The sequence below is a fragment of the Sphingomonas sp. P4_G2 genome (assembly GCF_056401155.1).
In genome coordinates this window covers 353521-368333 of record NZ_JBFUJY010000003.1, presented here as the reverse complement: position 1 = coordinate 368333, position 14813 = coordinate 353521, and the positions used below count along the sequence as shown (strand labels likewise).

The following is a 14813-nucleotide window of genomic DNA, read 5'->3' as shown; positions in this document are numbered from 1 at the left end:
TGAGGCCAATGGCCCCTCCGGGTAGGCACCCACTTTGATCCGTTCACCGGTGAAGAAGGACTGAGTTACCCCGCATACGCCTTCACCAGGTCGTAGAGGTAATCGCGGCCGACATAGAGCGACTCGACGCGGATGCGTTCGTTCAATCCATGGATGCCGCTGAAGTCGGATTCGATGAACACGCCCGGCGCGCCATAGGTCGGGATGCCGATCGCTTCGAAGAAGATGCCGTCGGTGGCGCCGGTCGACATGCTGGGCAGCATCGGCACGCCGGGGAAATATTTGTCGGCCAGCGTCTTCATCGGTCCGACGATCTTGGGATCGAGCGTCGGCGGGATGCCGATCGGGCGGACTGGCTGGTTGGCGGTGACGGTCACCTTGGACCCGGCCAATTCTTTCAATTTGGCGAGCGTTCCGTCGACGCTTTCGCCCGGGAAGATGCGGCAATTGACGTTGGCGGTGGCCTTTTGCGGCAGCGCGTTCTCGGCATGGCCGGCGTTGAGCAAGGTCGCGACGCAGGTCGTCCTCAGGGTCGAATGCATCGCCTTGTCGAGCGAGACGATCTTGTCGGCCTCGGTATCACTGGGATTGGCGAGCAGCCGCTTGACGGCGGCGGCCATCGGCGCCGGTGTCTGCGGCGCGCCGGCGACCGCGGTGAAGAAGGCGCGGGTCGTGTCGGTGAACTTCACCGGGAATTCGTAGCCGCGCACTTTCTCGAGCGCGTCGGCAAGCTCGTAGATCGCGTTGTCGGGCACCGGCTGCGAACTGTGCCCGCCGGGATTGGTGGTGGTGAAGGTGAAGTTCTGCGCCGCTTTCTCGCCGACCTGAATCGCCAGCAACTCGCGCTCGCCCTTAGCATTGTAGCGCCCGCCGCCGCCTTCGTTGAGCGCGAATTCCGCGGCAATCAGATCGCGCTTGTTCGCGGCCAGCCATTGCGCGCCGTTGAACGCGTAAGTGGTCTCCTCGCCGCACGTCAGCGCCAGCTTGATCGTGCGCTTCGGTTTGTATCCGCTCGCCTTGAAGCGAATCATTGAATCGGCCCAGATCGCCGCCATCGCCTTGTCGTCGACCGTGCCGCGGCCATAATAGAAGCCGTTCTCCTCGATCAGCTTGAACGGATCGCGCACCCAATCCTCGCGCTTGGCGGCGACGACATCGATATGCGCAAGCAGCAGCATCGGCTTGGCCTTGGGGTCGCTACCCTTCAGGGTCGCGACCAACCCGCCATCCTTGGGATGGTCGGGGACCGAGAAGGGCGTCAGCTCGCTGTCGCTATAGCCCGCCGCCTTCATCCGCGCGGCGATCTGCGCGGTCGCCTGGGTGCAGCTGCCGATGTCGACCACCGTGTTGGTCTCGACCAGTTCCTTGTAGAGGCCGAAAAACGCTTGCTGGTCGGGACGGAGGTCGGCTGCCGCTCCGACCACCGGTTGCGCGACGAGGCCCGCCGCAATGATCCATCCCAAAGCGCGCATGCCGACCCCCGATTGTTGCGATGACCAGGAGACTAGAGCGCGAAATCAGGCGGCTGGCAACCGCCCGGGCTCAGGGACGCATGCGGGCCGAACTCGCCATCACGTTGCGCGGCAAGGTCAGGCGGATTTCGCGATTGGCGAAATCGATCTGGACACGGCGGAACAGCCGCAGCGAATCCATGCCGAGCATCAATGCCGGCGTATCGCTCAACCCGAACCGCTTGAACGGCACCGCATCGGCGAACGCGATCGGCAGCCCGTGGAAACCGACTCCCGCAATGTCGAGCGAGTCGATCACGCGGTAATCTGCCAGGAGATATTGGCCGGTCACCGCTTGCAGCGAGACCGTGCCGAGCGACTTTTCGGTCTTCACGCGCTTGAGCAAGGCGAGGTTGCCTACCGTCACCGGCGACCCGGTGTCGATCACCACCGAGATGCGTCTGCCGCGATAGCGCGCGTCGGTGACGATCAGCTGCCCGTAGAGATTCTTGGCCTTGATGACGATGTCGTCAGGGCTGCCCATCAGGCCGCGCTTCTTGGAAGCGCGAACCTCCATCACATTCTTGTCGAAATCGATCGACACGGCGTGGCCCTTGAGCGCGTCGATACCCAGCATGCCCGGCGCGCCGAGATTGGTCGCCTCGACCGCCGGCGCCTCGATCAAGTCGGGCGCGATCATGTTCACGCGGAGATCGGAGAGCTTGTAGGTGCCGAGCTCGGTCTGCCCCGCCATCGTCGTCACGCGGACGCGGCGTCCGGTGGCGAGCTTGAGGACGTCGGCCAGTTCGCGCGACACCACCGTCCGTTCCGACCCGGTATCGATGATGAAGGAATAGGGACCGCTCGGCCCGATCGACACGGGAACGGTCATGCGCTGATCGGCATCGGCGAAGCCGAGCAGCTCGGATGCGGTCGCTGCGGTGGTCGCGCCGGTCGCCGGAACCACCGGCGGATCCTGGGGAACGCCGCTATCGGCCGACGACGGGGCACCCGTCGCGACAAGGGCCAATATCAGCAAGGGGATAAACCCGCGCATGACCGAATGCTACGCCTGTTCCGGTCTTGTACCAAGCGAATTCGTTGGCCTCAGCGCGGCGCTGAATCCCCCTCCGGCACGGGTGCCAGCGCCCGCGCGACCGGCCGCGCGATCGCCAGCATCAGCACGCCGCCGACCATTCCGATCGCCCCGTCGAGCGTCCAGAAAGCGGCCGGGCTCATCGTGTCGTAGAAGCTGCCAACCCAGCCCATGATCACGCTGCCGAGAAAGAACGACAGGAACACACCGCCCATCAACGTCCCGGTCACTTGCTTGGGCGCCGCCTGGCTGATCAGCGCCAGCAACACCGGCCAATAATAGAGGAACGCGACCCCCATCCCGAAGAAACCGATCAACGCCCACCACACACCGGTCTTGCCGTCGGGACCGGCCAGCAGCGCTCCGGCGACGAGGACGAAAGCGGAGAGGCCGGTGAGCAACGATCCGATCGCGATCTTGACGACGTCCGACGGCTCGCGCCCGCGCTTCGCCTGCCACGCCCACAACGCGACCAAAGGCGGCACCGCGACGACCGAGGCGAAGGGATCGATCGAGTTGAACCACGACGGCGGGACACCACCCCATGGCGTCGACAGGCTGACATGCTGGTCGACCCACAGCACGCCGATGCTCCAGATCATCGGATAAGCGACATTGGGGAACAGGGTCATCGCGGCGACCAGGATCAGCAGCCACATCCGCTTGCGCTCGGCCGCGGTCATCGGCGGCAGCTCGACGCGGTCGGCGCGCGGGCTGCGGCCGGCCAGATGGCGCTGGCCGGCGAGGTAGATGACAAGCGCCAGCAGCATCAGCCCGGCCGCCGCGCCGAAGCCGGCGTGCCAGCCGTAGACGGCGGCGAGCGTCCCGCAAGCCAAGGGTCCCAGGATGGCGCCCACGTTGATGCCCGCCGAAAAGATCGTGTAGCCCTGCGTCCGCCGCGATTCCGCTTCGGCCGGATAGAGCTCGCCGACCTGCGCCGAAATATTGCCTTTCAGGCAACCCGAGCCGAGGATCAGCAACAGCAAGGCGATCAGGAACGAGGCGTCGAACGCCATCGCCAGATGCCCGGCGCACATCAGCAGCGCGCCGATCACCACCGTGGTCTTAGCCCCCAGCCAGCGATCGGCGATCAGCCCGCCGAGGATCGGGGTGAAATAGACCAGGCCGCCGTACCAGCCATAGATCAGCGACGCGAAGGCGACGTTGCTGAGCGCGCCGTGCCATCCAAACACCTGGCGCAACGCGGCCAGCCCCAGCACGTGCTCGGCATGACCCGGCAGGAACAATTGCTGCACCATGTAGAGCGTCAGCAGCGAGGTCATGCCGTAATAGCTGAACCGCTCCCAGCATTCGGTGAAGGCAAGATAGGCGACCCCGCGCGGGTGGCCGAAAAAAACGGTGTCGGCGCGAGCGGCTTCGGTCATGCGCACGGTGGTGCCGTAGAGCTCGGCCTGGGGCAAGCGGTCGTCTGAGATTTCGCGCGGGCGTCCGATGGTCCGTCAGGAGCTATATGTTTTCGCGCAAAGGCGCGAAGGCGCTAAGAAGGTTCGCGCGGAGGCGCAGAGGGCGCGAAGAACAAAGAGTCTCGCAAAGGCCACGCTCTCGGTTATCGCGCGCGCCGTCCGGAAGGAAAACACCTCTGCGTTCTCCGCGCCTCTGCGCGAAAAAGCGCTTCGCGCCTTCGCGTGAACTATATCAGACCGCCGGGGCGAAGATCCCAGACGCTGCCCATTGCCCCTATCGCACCATCGCCCTAGCCTCGTCCTTTCGGGTGGGAGCGGGTGCGTGACGATCGAAGAACCGGATGCCGGGCCGCGACCCGTCGATGTGCCGCATCGCCGCGAATTCCTGGGACATCCGCTCGGCCTGCCGGTCATCGCTTTCACCGAAGCGTTCGAGCGCTTTTCCTATTACGGCATGCAGACCTTGCTGGTGCTGTACATGGTCAAGGCGCTGCTGCTGGCGCCGCATGTCGAGCATATCGTCGGGTTCGGCTGGTTCAGCCACGTACTGGCAGGGATCTACGGCGCACCACCCAATACCCAGGCGCTCGCTTCGCACATTTTCGGCACCTACACGATGCTGGTCTATGTCACCCCGATCCTGGGCGGGCTGTTGGCCGATCGCTGGCTGGGCAAGACGCTGACGGTGACGATCGGCGCCTTGCTGATGGCGGCGGGCCATTTCCTGATGGCGTTCGACGTGTCATTCCTGCTCGCCTTGCTGTTGCTGGTGCTGGGCGTCGGCTGCCTCAAGGGCAATCTGGCGAGTCAGGTCGGCGCGCTTTACGCACCGGGCGACGGCCGCGCGACCGACGCATTCCAGATCTATTATATCGGCATCAGCGTCGGTGCCTCGGCCGCACCGCTCATCTGCGGCACGCTTGGCGAGAAGGTCGCGTGGCATTGGGGATTCGGCGCGGCGGGCGTGGGCATGGTGATCGGCCTGATCATCTATCTGTTGGGGCGGAGACATCTGCCGCCCGACCCTCTTGCGGAGCGTCAAACAACAAGCGTGCCTCGACCGCCAATGACTCGACGCGACATCCTCGTGCTTATGTTGCTGCTGTTCATGGTGCCGGTGCTGGCGGTCAGCGCGATCGGCAATCAGCAGATGTTCAATGCCTATCTGGTCTGGGCCGATCGCAGCTATCAATTCATGTTGCTTGGTTACCGAATGCCGACATCGTTCCTCGTCACGTTCGACGCCGTTACCGGCTTCTTGACATTGGGCGGCACGGTCATCTTCTGGCGACTCTATGCGCGGCGCTGGCGCGAGCCCGACGAGATGAGCAAGCTGATCATCGGCTGCCTAATCTCCTCGTCAGCGTTCGTCCTGGTGATGATCGTCGCCAGCCGTCACGAGGCGACCGGCGTCAAGCCGGCTCTATGGGTCGCGCTCGCCGTCAACACGCTCAATAATCTGGGGTTCGCCAACGTCTTCCCGGTCAGCCTCGCGCTCTATTCGCGCGCCGCGCCGCGGGCGATCTCGGGGACGGTGGTCGGCATCTATTATCTGTTCCTGGCGCTGGCCAATTACCTGGTCGGCGTGGTCGGCGGCTGGCTGGAGATCATGCCGGCCGGGCAATTCTGGGGAATCCATGTCGGCGCGATCCTGGGCGCGGCGGCGGTGTTCGTGGCGATCAAGCTGGTGTTCGGGAAGTTGTTGGTGCCGGAGAAAATAGGGCAGCAGCCGTGATCGCGATGGCACTCGCGCTGGCATTGGCCATCTCGGCGGACAAGCCGACCACTTACAAGCTGGTCGGCGGGCCAACGGACACAATCTATCCGAATCTGCGGCGATGCGAGCGCGCTCGGCGAATTGAGACGAGGAAGATACGAGATCGAATGCAACGGGCTCGCGCCAATCCGAGACGGCCACACCATTATCGCGCTACGGTTGAGCCAATTTGCCTTCCCTGGTGACGGATCAGAAACGAGCTTCTTCAGGACAACGTTATATGCGGCCGCAGACGAGAGCCACGCTGGCCGGGTACCTCACTCGGCGGCGAGCAAACTCTCCGCGCCGCCCAGGTCGACCGATACCAGCCGGCTGACGCCGCGTTCGACCATCGTCACGCCGAACAGCCGGTGCATGCGGCTCATCGTCACCGCATTGTGCGTGACGATCAGATAACGCGTCGCGGTTTCCTGGGTCATGCGGTCGAGCAGGTCGCAGAAGCGTTCGATATTGGCGTCGTCGAGCGGGGCGTCGACCTCGTCGAGCACGCAGATCGGCGCCGGGTTGGTTAGGAACAGGCCAAAGATCAGCGCGACCGCGGTCAGCGCCTGTTCGCCGCCCGACAGCAAGGTCAGCGATTGCAATTTCTTGCCCGGGGGCTGCGCCATGATCTCGAGTCCGGCCTCGAGCGGATCGTCCGAATCGACCAGTTCGAGCCGCGCCGCGCCGCCGTTGAACAAGGTCGTGAACAGTCGCTGGAAATGGCCGTTGACCGCCTCGAACGCGGCGAGCAGGCGTTGCCGACCTTCGCGGTTGAGCGTCCCGATCGAACCGCGCAACTGGGCGACCGCCTGGCCGAGTTCGTCGCGCTCGGCGGCGGCGTCGGTGCGCTGCGAATCGAGTTCGGCGAGTTCGGTTTCGGCGACCAGATTGACTGGCCCGAGCCGCTCGCGATCGATCAGCAATTTGTCGTGCTTGACCGATTCGTCCTGCGGATCGCCGACCTCATCGAGATCGAACCCGACGCGCTCGCCGAGCAGGGGCGGCGGGCAAGCGAAGCGCTCGCCCGACAGTCGCGCCATCTCGAGCCGGCGCAGATCCTGGTTTTCCGCGCGCGCCGTGGCTCCAGCGCGGGCCTCGCGCGCCAGCGACAGCGCTTCGGCGGCGATGCGGCCCGCTTCCTCGGTCGTGCGGACGCGCGCTTCGGCCTCGCGCTCGGTGACCGCCGCGGTGTCGGCGGCAGTGCGCAGCTCGGCATGGCCGGTTTCGTGCGCGGCAATCTGCGTGGCGAGTTCGGCCGGACGCGCTTCCGCCGCTTCGGCCTCGGCGGCGAGTTGCGCCTCCCGTTTGTCCATGTCGGCGATTCGCTTGGCCGCTTCGCCGGCGCGCGCTTTCCAGCCTTTCTGCTCGGCCTCGGCCGCCGCCAGCCGTTCGCGGTCGGCGGCGATCGCACGGTCTAGCTGGGCGCGATCGGTGCGCGCGTTGGAGGCATTGGCGCGGCGCGCCTCGGCCTCGGCCTGGAGCCGCGTCACCGCGGCGCGCGTGTCGGCGCCATCGGGCAGGGCTGCCCGCGCCGCCTCGGCCCGCGCCAGTTCGGTTTCGGCTTCACCGACTTCGGCCGCCACGCGGCGCCCGCGCGTGTCGAGATCGGCACGCTGCGCCTCGATCCGTTCGAGCTGCGCGGTGGCGCGATCCTCCGTGCGCGTCGCCTCGCGCGCGGCATTTTCGGCGCGCTCGAGCGACGCGCGCGCTGCCTGGGCGTCAGCGCGCGCGGAAGCGATGCGGCGTTCAGCCTCGTCGAGCTGGCCATTGGCTTTCTCGACCGCGCTCTGCGCTTTGGGGCGTACCTTGTTGAGCGCCGCCAAGCGGTTGATTCGCTCGAGCCGTTCGGCGGCGGCGGCGCCACCCGACTTGGCGACATAGCCGTCCCACCGCCGCAAGGTACCGCCGAGCGTCACCAGCCTCTGCCCGACCGCGAGGACATGGCCGTCGTCGCGTTCGGCGACCAGAATCTGCGCCAATCGCCTCGCCAGCGCCGCGGGCGCTTCGACATGATCGGCGAGCCGCGTCAGCGCGCCTGCCGCCGGATCGCCCGGCTGCGGCTCGGCGCCAGCCCAATAGCGATCGGCCGCGGCGTCGAGCCCGGTTTCGAGATCGTCGCCGAGGGCGGCCGCCAGCGCGCGCTCGTACCCCGGCGCGGCGCGGACATGGTCGAGCAGGCGGTCGCGTCCCGACGGGCGGGTCGTCTTTTCGAGCGCGAGCACTTCGCTTTCGATCGCGGCGAGCTCGGCGCGTGCCGCGGCCCGCGCCTGTTCGGCGGCGTCGCGCGCCTCCTGCGCTGCGCGTTCGTCGGCGTCGGCACGGGCACGGGCGCCGCGCGCGGTTTCGGTCGAATCGAGCGCGTCGGCGCGCGCCTTGATCGCGCGGTCGCGTTCCTCGCGCAGCGGCGCGGCATCGCCCAGCGCCTTCAGTTCGGCGGCCAGGCTCGTCTGATCGCGCAACGCGCGGTCGTGCCGCGCCTTGGCCGCCGCCGCCGCCGCGTCGGCAACACGCGCATCGGCGAGTTCGGCCGCTTGCCGGCTCATCGCTTGGGCAAGCGCGACATCGGCGTCGCGCGCCGCGCGTTCGGCCTCGGCCAAATTGGCGTCGAGCGCGGGGAGCCGCGCGGCGGCCTCGTCGGCGCGTTTCGCCAGCATCTTGGCTTCGGCATCGAGCCGCGCCAGCGCCTCGGCGGCATCGACCGCCAGCGCCCCTTCGCGCTCGCGGTCCTCGCCGATCCGGTTGCGTTGTCCAGCAAGCTCGACGATCCGCCGCTCGGCCGCGCCGTGTTCGGCGCGCAGACCGGCGAGCGCATGCGCCGCCTCGCTCGCCGCTTCACGCGCCGCGGTCGCCACCGCGCGGGCGTCGCCCAGCGCTTCGGTTGCGGCATGCTGGTGCGCGGTCGCCGCGCGCTGCGCCTCGGCGGCGGCCGCCACTTTCTCCTCGCATTGCGCGGCTTCAGCCTTGGCGGCATCGGCCGCCGTCGCGGCGTCGCGCCAGCGCGCGAAGACCATCCGCCCTTCGGCGACGCGGATCTGATCCGAGAGCAGCCGATAGCGCTCGGCCTGGCGCGCCTGACGCCGCAGTGCCGAGGCGCGCGCTTCCTGGTCGGCCATGATCTCGTCGAGCCGCAGCAGATTGGCTTCGGTCGCGCGCAGTTTCTGCTCGGCATCCTTGCGGCGGACATGGAGACCGGCGATCCCGGCGGCCTCCTCGAGCATTGCGCGGCGTTCGGTCGGCCGCGCCGAGATCACCGCGCTGATCCGACCCTGGCTGACCAACGCCGGCGAATGCGCGCCGGTCGCGGCATCGGCGAACAGCAAGGCGACGTCCTTGGCGCGGACGTCGCGCCCGTCTATGCGATAGGCCGATCCCGCGCCGCGCTCGATCCGCCGCACCACTTCGGTCTCGCTGCCGTCGATCTCGGCCAGGATCGACACTTCGGCGAAATCGCGCGCGGTGCGCTTGTCGGTGCCGGCGAAGATGACGTCGTCCATCCCGGCGCCGCGCATCGACTTCGGGCTGTTCTCGCCCATCGTCCAGCGCAGCGCTTCGAGCAGGTTGGACTTGCCGCAGCCATTGGGGCCGACCACGCCGGTCAGCCCCGGTTCGATGCGGAGATCGGCCGCGTCGACGAAGCTTTTGAACCCCGACAGTCTCAGCCGTTTTATCTGCATTCGCTCAATGGCCCCCCGGCGCGGTCAACCGTCAGGCGCCCCGTGCCTTGAGCACGGGTTCGAGCGTCGCCCAGTCGCCGACATCGTTGAGCTTCTCGCCATTGATGATGAAGGTCGGCGTGCCGCTGATCTGGAACTTGTCGTTGGCGAACTTGGTGCGCTCGACCAGCTTGTCGACCGCCGCCTTGTCGTTGAGGCAGGCGCGCGCCTTGTCCTCGGGCAGGCCGCGCTGCTTCATGAAATCGAGATAGCCGAGCCCCTCGGCATACATGGTCGCGACCTGGTTCGGGGTCGCGCCTTGCGCCGCCTGGACCTTGGCCGACACCGCCTGCTCGTTGGTCAGCAAGGTCTGCTGGTTGGCGAACATCTGATCGAGGATCGGGAAGAAGGTCGCGGTGTCGCCCGAACATTGGCCGAGCAGGATCGGGCCGAGGTCGAGCGGACCATGGACCGGATATTCGCGGAATTCGTAGCTGACCTTGCCCGCGGAAATGTACTTCTCCTTGAGCGCCGGGAACCCTTCCTGATCGAACTTGCCGCAATAGGGGCAGGCGCGCGATCCATATTCGACGATCTTGAGCGGCGCATCGGGATTGCCCATCCGCATGCCGCCTTCGGGCGTCTTCACGACCGTGTCGACCCAGGCGGTACCGGCGGGAGCGGGCTTGGCGGCGACCGGCGCGGCAGGAGTCGCGCTGTTGGCGTCGCTGCCCGACCCGCCGCAAGCGGCGAGCGCCAGCAGCGGCAGAGCGGCGAAAAGGGGCAAGATCTTCATGTACTACTCCCTTGGGAAAATTCAGGCGCCGGCGGCGGCGAGCAGCGGTTGCAGATTGGCCCAATCATAGACGTTGTCCGCCTTGGTGCCATTGATGATAAAGGTCGGCGTGCCGCTGACGCCATATTGTTTCTCGGCGGTGTCGGTCATGGCGACGACGCGGTTGAGCGCGACGCGATCGGCCAGGCATGCCTTGGCGCGCGCGGGCGCCATGCCGCGCCGTGTGGCCAACGCGACATAGCCGAGATCATTCGCGACGGTGGTCGCGATCTGGTTGGGGCTCGGGTTGGTCATCGTCTTGAGCTTTGTTTCGGTCGCCTCGGCCTTGGCGAGCAGCGCCTGCTGGCCGGCGAACATCGCGTCGAGCAAGGGGAAGAATTGTCCCGGCGAAACGCACCGGCCGAGCAGAATCGGCCCGAGATCGAGCGCGCCGTGCACCGGAAAGTCGCGGAATTCGTAGCTGAGCTTGCCTGCGGCGATCGGGCCGGTCTTGAGCGCCGGCAAGCCTTCCTTGTCGAACAGCGCGCAATGCGGGCAAGTGCGCGAGCCATATTCGATCAGCTTCACTTTGGCGTTCGGATTGCCCATCCGCATCCCGCCTTCGGGCGTCGCGGCGACGACGTTGATCCAATTGACCTTGGCCGGGGCGCGTTTGGCCGGCACCGCCTTCTTCACCGGTGCCTTGGTCGCGGCGCCGGCGGCCAGCGGGAGCCCGGCGATCAGCGCCAGTACCATCAACGCACGGATCATTTCTCGGTCTTTCCTATAACGGGAACTTTGACGGGCCCGATGACGGGGATACCGCGATTGCCCGCGACGCCGGCGGCGAGCGCGGCCAGCACCGCCTGCAATTCGGGATCGGCGATCGCGCGCAGCCCCGGGCCGAGTTCGGCGGGCGGGATGGCGACCGGGCGCAGGCTGGGGGGCGCGGTCCGCGGCGTGCGCTCGGCGACGCGCCCCTGTTTGAGCGTCAGCCGCGCGACCGCCGCGTAACCGAAGAAGCGATTGACCCGCTCGACGATCTCGGGCGCGATATGCTGCATCATCGACGCGTGCGCGCCCTTGACCGTAACCGTCAGCACGCCATCGGCCTTCTTGCCGGGCGGGAAGCGGATCGATTCGGGCGACGATACGCCAGCATATTTGGGTCCGACGATTTCTGCCCAGCGCGTGACGATTCCGGACTGGATGAAGCCGAACCGCCGGAAAGCGGCGCCGCCGACCTGTGGCAGCAAGTCGCCGACCGCGCGCGCCGGTCCACCCCGCGGGCGCCCAGAATCCTTGGCGAAGCCTTTGGCCGGCGCGGGTTTAGCCGGGCCTTTGGGGGTGGCGCGCTTGCTCATTCGGTCATCCATGCCATAGCCGCGGGGTGGCCGCCAAGCTTCCTTCCGCACCATCCCTGTCCGGTTTTGTCGCGCCGGCGCTGTTGCGCTGGTACGACACCCATCGCCGCACCCTGCCATGGCGCGCCGGGCCGGGCGGGCGTGCGGATCCCTATCGCGTCTGGCTGTCCGAAGTGATGCTGCAACAGACCACCGTCGCGACGGTCGGGCCGCGCTTCGCCGCCTGGGTCGCGCGCTGGCCCGATTTCGCCAGCCTGGCCAGCGCCGACGAAGCTGACGTCATGGCGGCGTGGGCGGGGCTGGGCTATTACGCCCGGGCGCGCAACCTGGTCGCCTGCGCACGCGCAGTCGTCGCCGAACATGAGGGCGTTTTCCCGCGCACCGAGGCCGAGCTGCGCGCGCTGCCCGGGATCGGCGACTATACCGCCGCCGCGATCGCCGCGATCGCGTTCGACGAGCCCGCAACCGTGGTCGACGCCAATGTCGAGCGCGTCGTCGCGCGGCTGTTCCGACTGGAAGACAAGGCGACGATCCGCCCCGCCGCAGCAACGCTGACGCCGGCCGTCCGCACCGGCGATTTCGCCCAGGCGATGATGGATCTGGGCGCCACGATCTGCACGCCGCGCGTGCCCAAATGCCTGTTGTGCCCGCTGCGCGACGGATGCGCGGCCCATGCGGCGGGCGATCAGGAGCTTTATCCGGTCAAGCCGGCCAAGGCCGCCAAGCCGACGCGGCACGGCACGATCTTCTGGGCGCGCAATGGCGGCGACGTGCTGCTGGTGCGCCGGCCGCCAAAGGGATTGCTCGGCGGCATGCGCGCGCTGCCGACCGGACCGTGGAGCGCCGAGCCGCCTGGCCTGGCCGATGCGCCCGCGCCTGCTGATTGGCGCCTGCTCCCCGCGACGGTCGAGCACGTCTTTACCCATTTCAGATTGCAACTCGTGCTTGCGACCGCGCCGATCGATCGGCATGCAGCGCCGGACGGCGCCATATGGTGGCCGATCGAGTCGCTGGGGGAGGCGGGTCTGCCGACCGTCTTCGCCAAGGCGGCGAGCGCGACGGGAGAGCCTTGATGATCCGCCTGACTCCTTTCCTCACCGCCACCGCGACGATCGCGTTGCTGACCGGCGCCGGCATCGCCCAGACCGCCAGCGTACCGCTGCCCGCACCGGCTGCGGCACCCGCGACCGCCAGCCCGCTGCCCGCCACCCAGGCGCTCTATGATTCCTACGTCGCCACCAACAAGATGCCCGGCATCGTCGGCGCGTTCGGCGCGGGCAACGTCCCGACCATGTTCGTCTCGGCGGGCAAGATCGCGACCGACGCCAATGCCGCGCCGGCCGGCCCCGACAGTTTGTGGCGGGTCTATTCGATGACCAAGCCGATCACCGCGATGGCGGCGATGATCCTGATCGAAGACGGCAAGATGAAGCTCGACGAACCGGTCAGCGACTTCCTGCCCGCGTTCAAGACGATGCGCGTCCAGCTCAACGAGAATACCGTCGACAGCCGTCCGGCGGCGCGCCCGATCACGATCCGCAACCTGCTGACGCACACTGCCGGCCTGGGCTACAATATCGTCACCAAGGGGCCGTTGCTCCAGCTCTATATGGACAAGGGTCTCACCCCTGGTCAGGTCAATGCGGCGATGGAGATCGATGCGCGCAAGACGCGCCCCGCATCGCTCCAGGAATTCGCCGACCGGGTCGCGACCGTCCCGCTGATCGCCGATCCGGGGACCAAGTGGAGCTATTCGATCGGGCTCGATTTGATGGGCGCAGTGATCGAGAAGGCGAGCGGGATGCGCTTCGACGCGTTCGTCCAGCAACGCATCTTCGACCCGCTCAAGATGAAGTCGAGCTATTGGTCGGTCCCGGCGAGCGAAGTCGGGCGGCTGTCGACCAATTACGCCTTCCTGCCCGGCGACAAGCTCTTCGCGCTCGATCCGGCCGCGACCTCGGCCTATCTGTCCCCGCCCAGCTTCCCTTATGGCGGTGCCGGACTGGTGATGTCGGCGCGTGATTACGACACGTTCCTGCACATGCTGCAAAATTATGGCGAGCTCGACGGCGTCCGCATCATGAAGCCCGAGACCGCCAAACTCGCCATGTCCAACTTGCTGCCCGCAGGCGTCGAGTTCGGCGGCGTGGCGGGCGCCACCGGCGGAACCTCTGGCCCCAAAATGGGCTTCGGCGCCGGCGGGTCGGTGGTGCTGGAGGACAAGGCGAATTCGATGGGCGCGGGCACCTATGGCTGGGGCGGCGCCGCCGGCACCGCCGCCTGGGTCAATCCGGCCAAGAAGATCCGCGGCACGATCATGGTCAATTACTTCCCCGCCGACAAATGGCCGATCCGCGACGAGACGGTAAAGGCGCTGATCAGCGACATGCAGCGATTCAAGACCAAGTGATTCGCCCAGGTTTTACCGGTAGCCCACTAGATCGGGCCGACCCGCTGCGTCACGATGCCGAGAAACTGGCGGCGGCGATGGGCGACTGGCGCGCCAAGCTGCTCAAGCTCGACAATTTCGAGCCCGACGTGGCCGAGGACGGCACGCTCGGCTGGACCAGCCTGGCCGACGCGCCCGACGATGCCGAACTGGTGCTGCTCGGACTGATCGACGGCAAGCCGCATTTCGCCGCTTACGTGCCGGGCATGCGCGCGCCGGCCGGTCGCTCGCCGAGCCTGTTCCGCGCACTCGACCTGATGCGGCCGGAGGAAGCGGAAACCTATGCCGCGGCGCGCAGCGTGCTCGACTGGCATAGCCGGCATCAATTCTGCCCCAATTGCGGGACGCAGACCGCGATGTTCCGCGCCGGCTGGGGGCGGTTGTGCCCCAATTGCGGCGCCGAGCATTTCCCGCGCACCGATCCGGTGGTAATCATGATCGCCGAACATTCGGGCCGCGCTTTGGTCGGCCGCGGGCCGCAATGGCCGGCAGGGCGCTATTCGGCGCTGGCCGGGTTCATGGAGCCGGGCGAATCGATCGAGGAAGCGGTCGCGCGCGAGATTTTCGAGGAAGCCGGCGTGCGCGTCCGCAACGTGCGCTATATCGCCAGCCAGCCCTGGCCATTCCCCTCGTCGCTGATGATGGCGTGCATCGGCGAGGCCGAGGATGACGTCATCACGATCGATCCGCACGAATTGCAGGACGCGATGTGGGTCAGCCGCGAGGATGTGCGCAAGTCGCTGGCCGGCGACCCGTCCGCGCCGTTCCTGTCGCCCCCGCATTACGCGATCGCGCATACCTTGCTGACGGCGTGGGTGGAGGAGGGGTAGTTCGCCGTCGCC

At 67.3% G+C, this 14813-nt stretch carries 11 protein-coding genes; 4 read left to right on the top strand and 7 right to left on the bottom strand.

Annotated elements, in window-relative coordinates:
• Positions 1 to 65 precede the first annotated feature (65 nt).
• From AC1DRD_RS11365 to AC1DRD_RS11355, 3 genes are all read right to left on the bottom strand, one after another.
• On the bottom strand, positions 66 to 1472 hold the full coding sequence (locus AC1DRD_RS11365) for a M20/M25/M40 family metallo-hydrolase (protein ID WP_478031237.1): 1407 nt from the start codon (positions 1470 to 1472) through the stop codon (positions 66 to 68).
• Positions 1473 to 1542: 70 nt separating this feature from the next.
• On the bottom strand, positions 1543 to 2508 hold the full coding sequence (locus tag AC1DRD_RS11360; RefSeq protein ID WP_478041456.1) for an aspartyl protease family protein: 966 nt from the start codon (positions 2506 to 2508) through the stop codon (positions 1543 to 1545).
• A 50-nt stretch (positions 2509 to 2558) separates the two neighbouring features.
• Positions 2559 to 3968 (bottom strand): peptide MFS transporter, encoded by a 1410-nt coding sequence (locus tag AC1DRD_RS11355; protein WP_478041455.1) that lies wholly within the window; start codon positions 3966 to 3968, stop codon positions 2559 to 2561.
• A 325-nt stretch (positions 3969 to 4293) separates the two neighbouring features.
• On the opposite strand from AC1DRD_RS11355, the gene AC1DRD_RS11350 reads away from it, so the two are divergent.
• The gene (locus AC1DRD_RS11350; RefSeq protein WP_478041454.1) at positions 4294 to 5706 is read left to right on the top strand and encodes a peptide MFS transporter; all 1413 of its coding nucleotides are present in this window, start codon (positions 4294 to 4296) and stop codon (positions 5704 to 5706) included.
• A 299-nt stretch (positions 5707 to 6005) separates the two neighbouring features.
• Here AC1DRD_RS11350 and smc read toward each other — a convergent pair whose 3' ends face one another.
• Genes smc through AC1DRD_RS11330 form a run of 4 tightly spaced genes read right to left on the bottom strand, consistent with a single transcriptional unit; the run spans position 6006 to position 11522 of the window.
• Positions 6006 to 9404 (bottom strand): chromosome segregation protein SMC, encoded by a 3399-nt coding sequence (gene smc / locus AC1DRD_RS11345; RefSeq protein ID WP_478041453.1) that lies wholly within the window; start codon positions 9402 to 9404, stop codon positions 6006 to 6008.
• 31 nt (positions 9405 to 9435) lie between these two features.
• Positions 9436 to 10179 carry a DsbA family protein gene (locus tag AC1DRD_RS11340; protein WP_478031245.1) on the bottom strand — a complete coding sequence of 248 codons (744 nt, stop codon included), beginning with the start codon at positions 10177 to 10179 and terminating at the stop codon, positions 9436 to 9438.
• A 21-nt stretch (positions 10180 to 10200) separates the two neighbouring features.
• The gene (locus AC1DRD_RS11335) at positions 10201 to 10929 is read right to left on the bottom strand and encodes a thioredoxin domain-containing protein (protein ID WP_478041452.1); all 729 of its coding nucleotides are present in this window, start codon (positions 10927 to 10929) and stop codon (positions 10201 to 10203) included.
• Entirely contained in the window at positions 10926 to 11522 is a 597-nt protein-coding gene (locus AC1DRD_RS11330; RefSeq protein WP_478041451.1) for a DUF721 domain-containing protein, read from the bottom strand. The genes AC1DRD_RS11335 and AC1DRD_RS11330 overlap by 4 nt, the downstream gene beginning before the upstream one ends.
• A gap of 80 nt (positions 11523 to 11602) precedes the next feature.
• On the opposite strand from AC1DRD_RS11330, the gene AC1DRD_RS11325 reads away from it, so the two are divergent.
• From AC1DRD_RS11325 to nudC, 3 genes are read left to right on the top strand one after another with little or no spacing between them, the layout of a single operon-like run.
• Positions 11603 to 12595: an A/G-specific adenine glycosylase gene (locus AC1DRD_RS11325; protein WP_478041552.1), complete on the top strand. Its 993-nt coding sequence runs from the start codon at positions 11603 to 11605 to the stop codon at positions 12593 to 12595.
• Positions 12595 to 13932 (top strand): serine hydrolase domain-containing protein, encoded by a 1338-nt coding sequence (locus AC1DRD_RS11320; protein WP_478041450.1) that lies wholly within the window; start codon positions 12595 to 12597, stop codon positions 13930 to 13932. Before AC1DRD_RS11325 ends, AC1DRD_RS11320 begins: the two co-directional genes overlap by 1 nt.
• Positions 13929 to 14801: an NAD(+) diphosphatase gene (nudC, locus tag AC1DRD_RS11315; RefSeq protein ID WP_478041449.1), complete on the top strand. Its 873-nt coding sequence runs from the start codon at positions 13929 to 13931 to the stop codon at positions 14799 to 14801. The genes AC1DRD_RS11320 and nudC overlap by 4 nt, the downstream gene beginning before the upstream one ends.
• The last annotated feature ends 12 nt before the right edge of the window (positions 14802 to 14813 follow it).

Excerpts from the sequence above, each read along its gene's own strand:
- AC1DRD_RS11365 (WP_478031237.1), bottom strand. The coding sequence starts at position 1,472 with ATGCGCGCTTTGGGATGGATCATTGCGGCGGGCCTCGTCGCGCAACCG.
- AC1DRD_RS11360 (WP_478041456.1), bottom strand. The coding sequence starts at position 2,508 with ATGCGCGGGTTTATCCCCTTGCTGATATTGGCCCTTGTCGCGACGGGT.
- smc (WP_478041453.1), bottom strand. The coding sequence starts at position 9,404 with ATGCAGATAAAACGGCTGAGACTGTCGGGGTTCAAAAGCTTCGTCGAC.
- AC1DRD_RS11340 (WP_478031245.1), bottom strand. The coding sequence starts at position 10,179 with ATGAAGATCTTGCCCCTTTTCGCCGCTCTGCCGCTGCTGGCGCTCGCC.
- AC1DRD_RS11335 (WP_478041452.1), bottom strand. The coding sequence starts at position 10,929 with ATGATCCGTGCGTTGATGGTACTGGCGCTGATCGCCGGGCTCCCGCTG.
- AC1DRD_RS11330 (WP_478041451.1), bottom strand. The coding sequence starts at position 11,522 with ATGAGCAAGCGCGCCACCCCCAAAGGCCCGGCTAAACCCGCGCCGGCC.
- AC1DRD_RS11320 (WP_478041450.1), top strand. The coding sequence starts at position 12,595 with ATGATCCGCCTGACTCCTTTCCTCACCGCCACCGCGACGATCGCGTTG.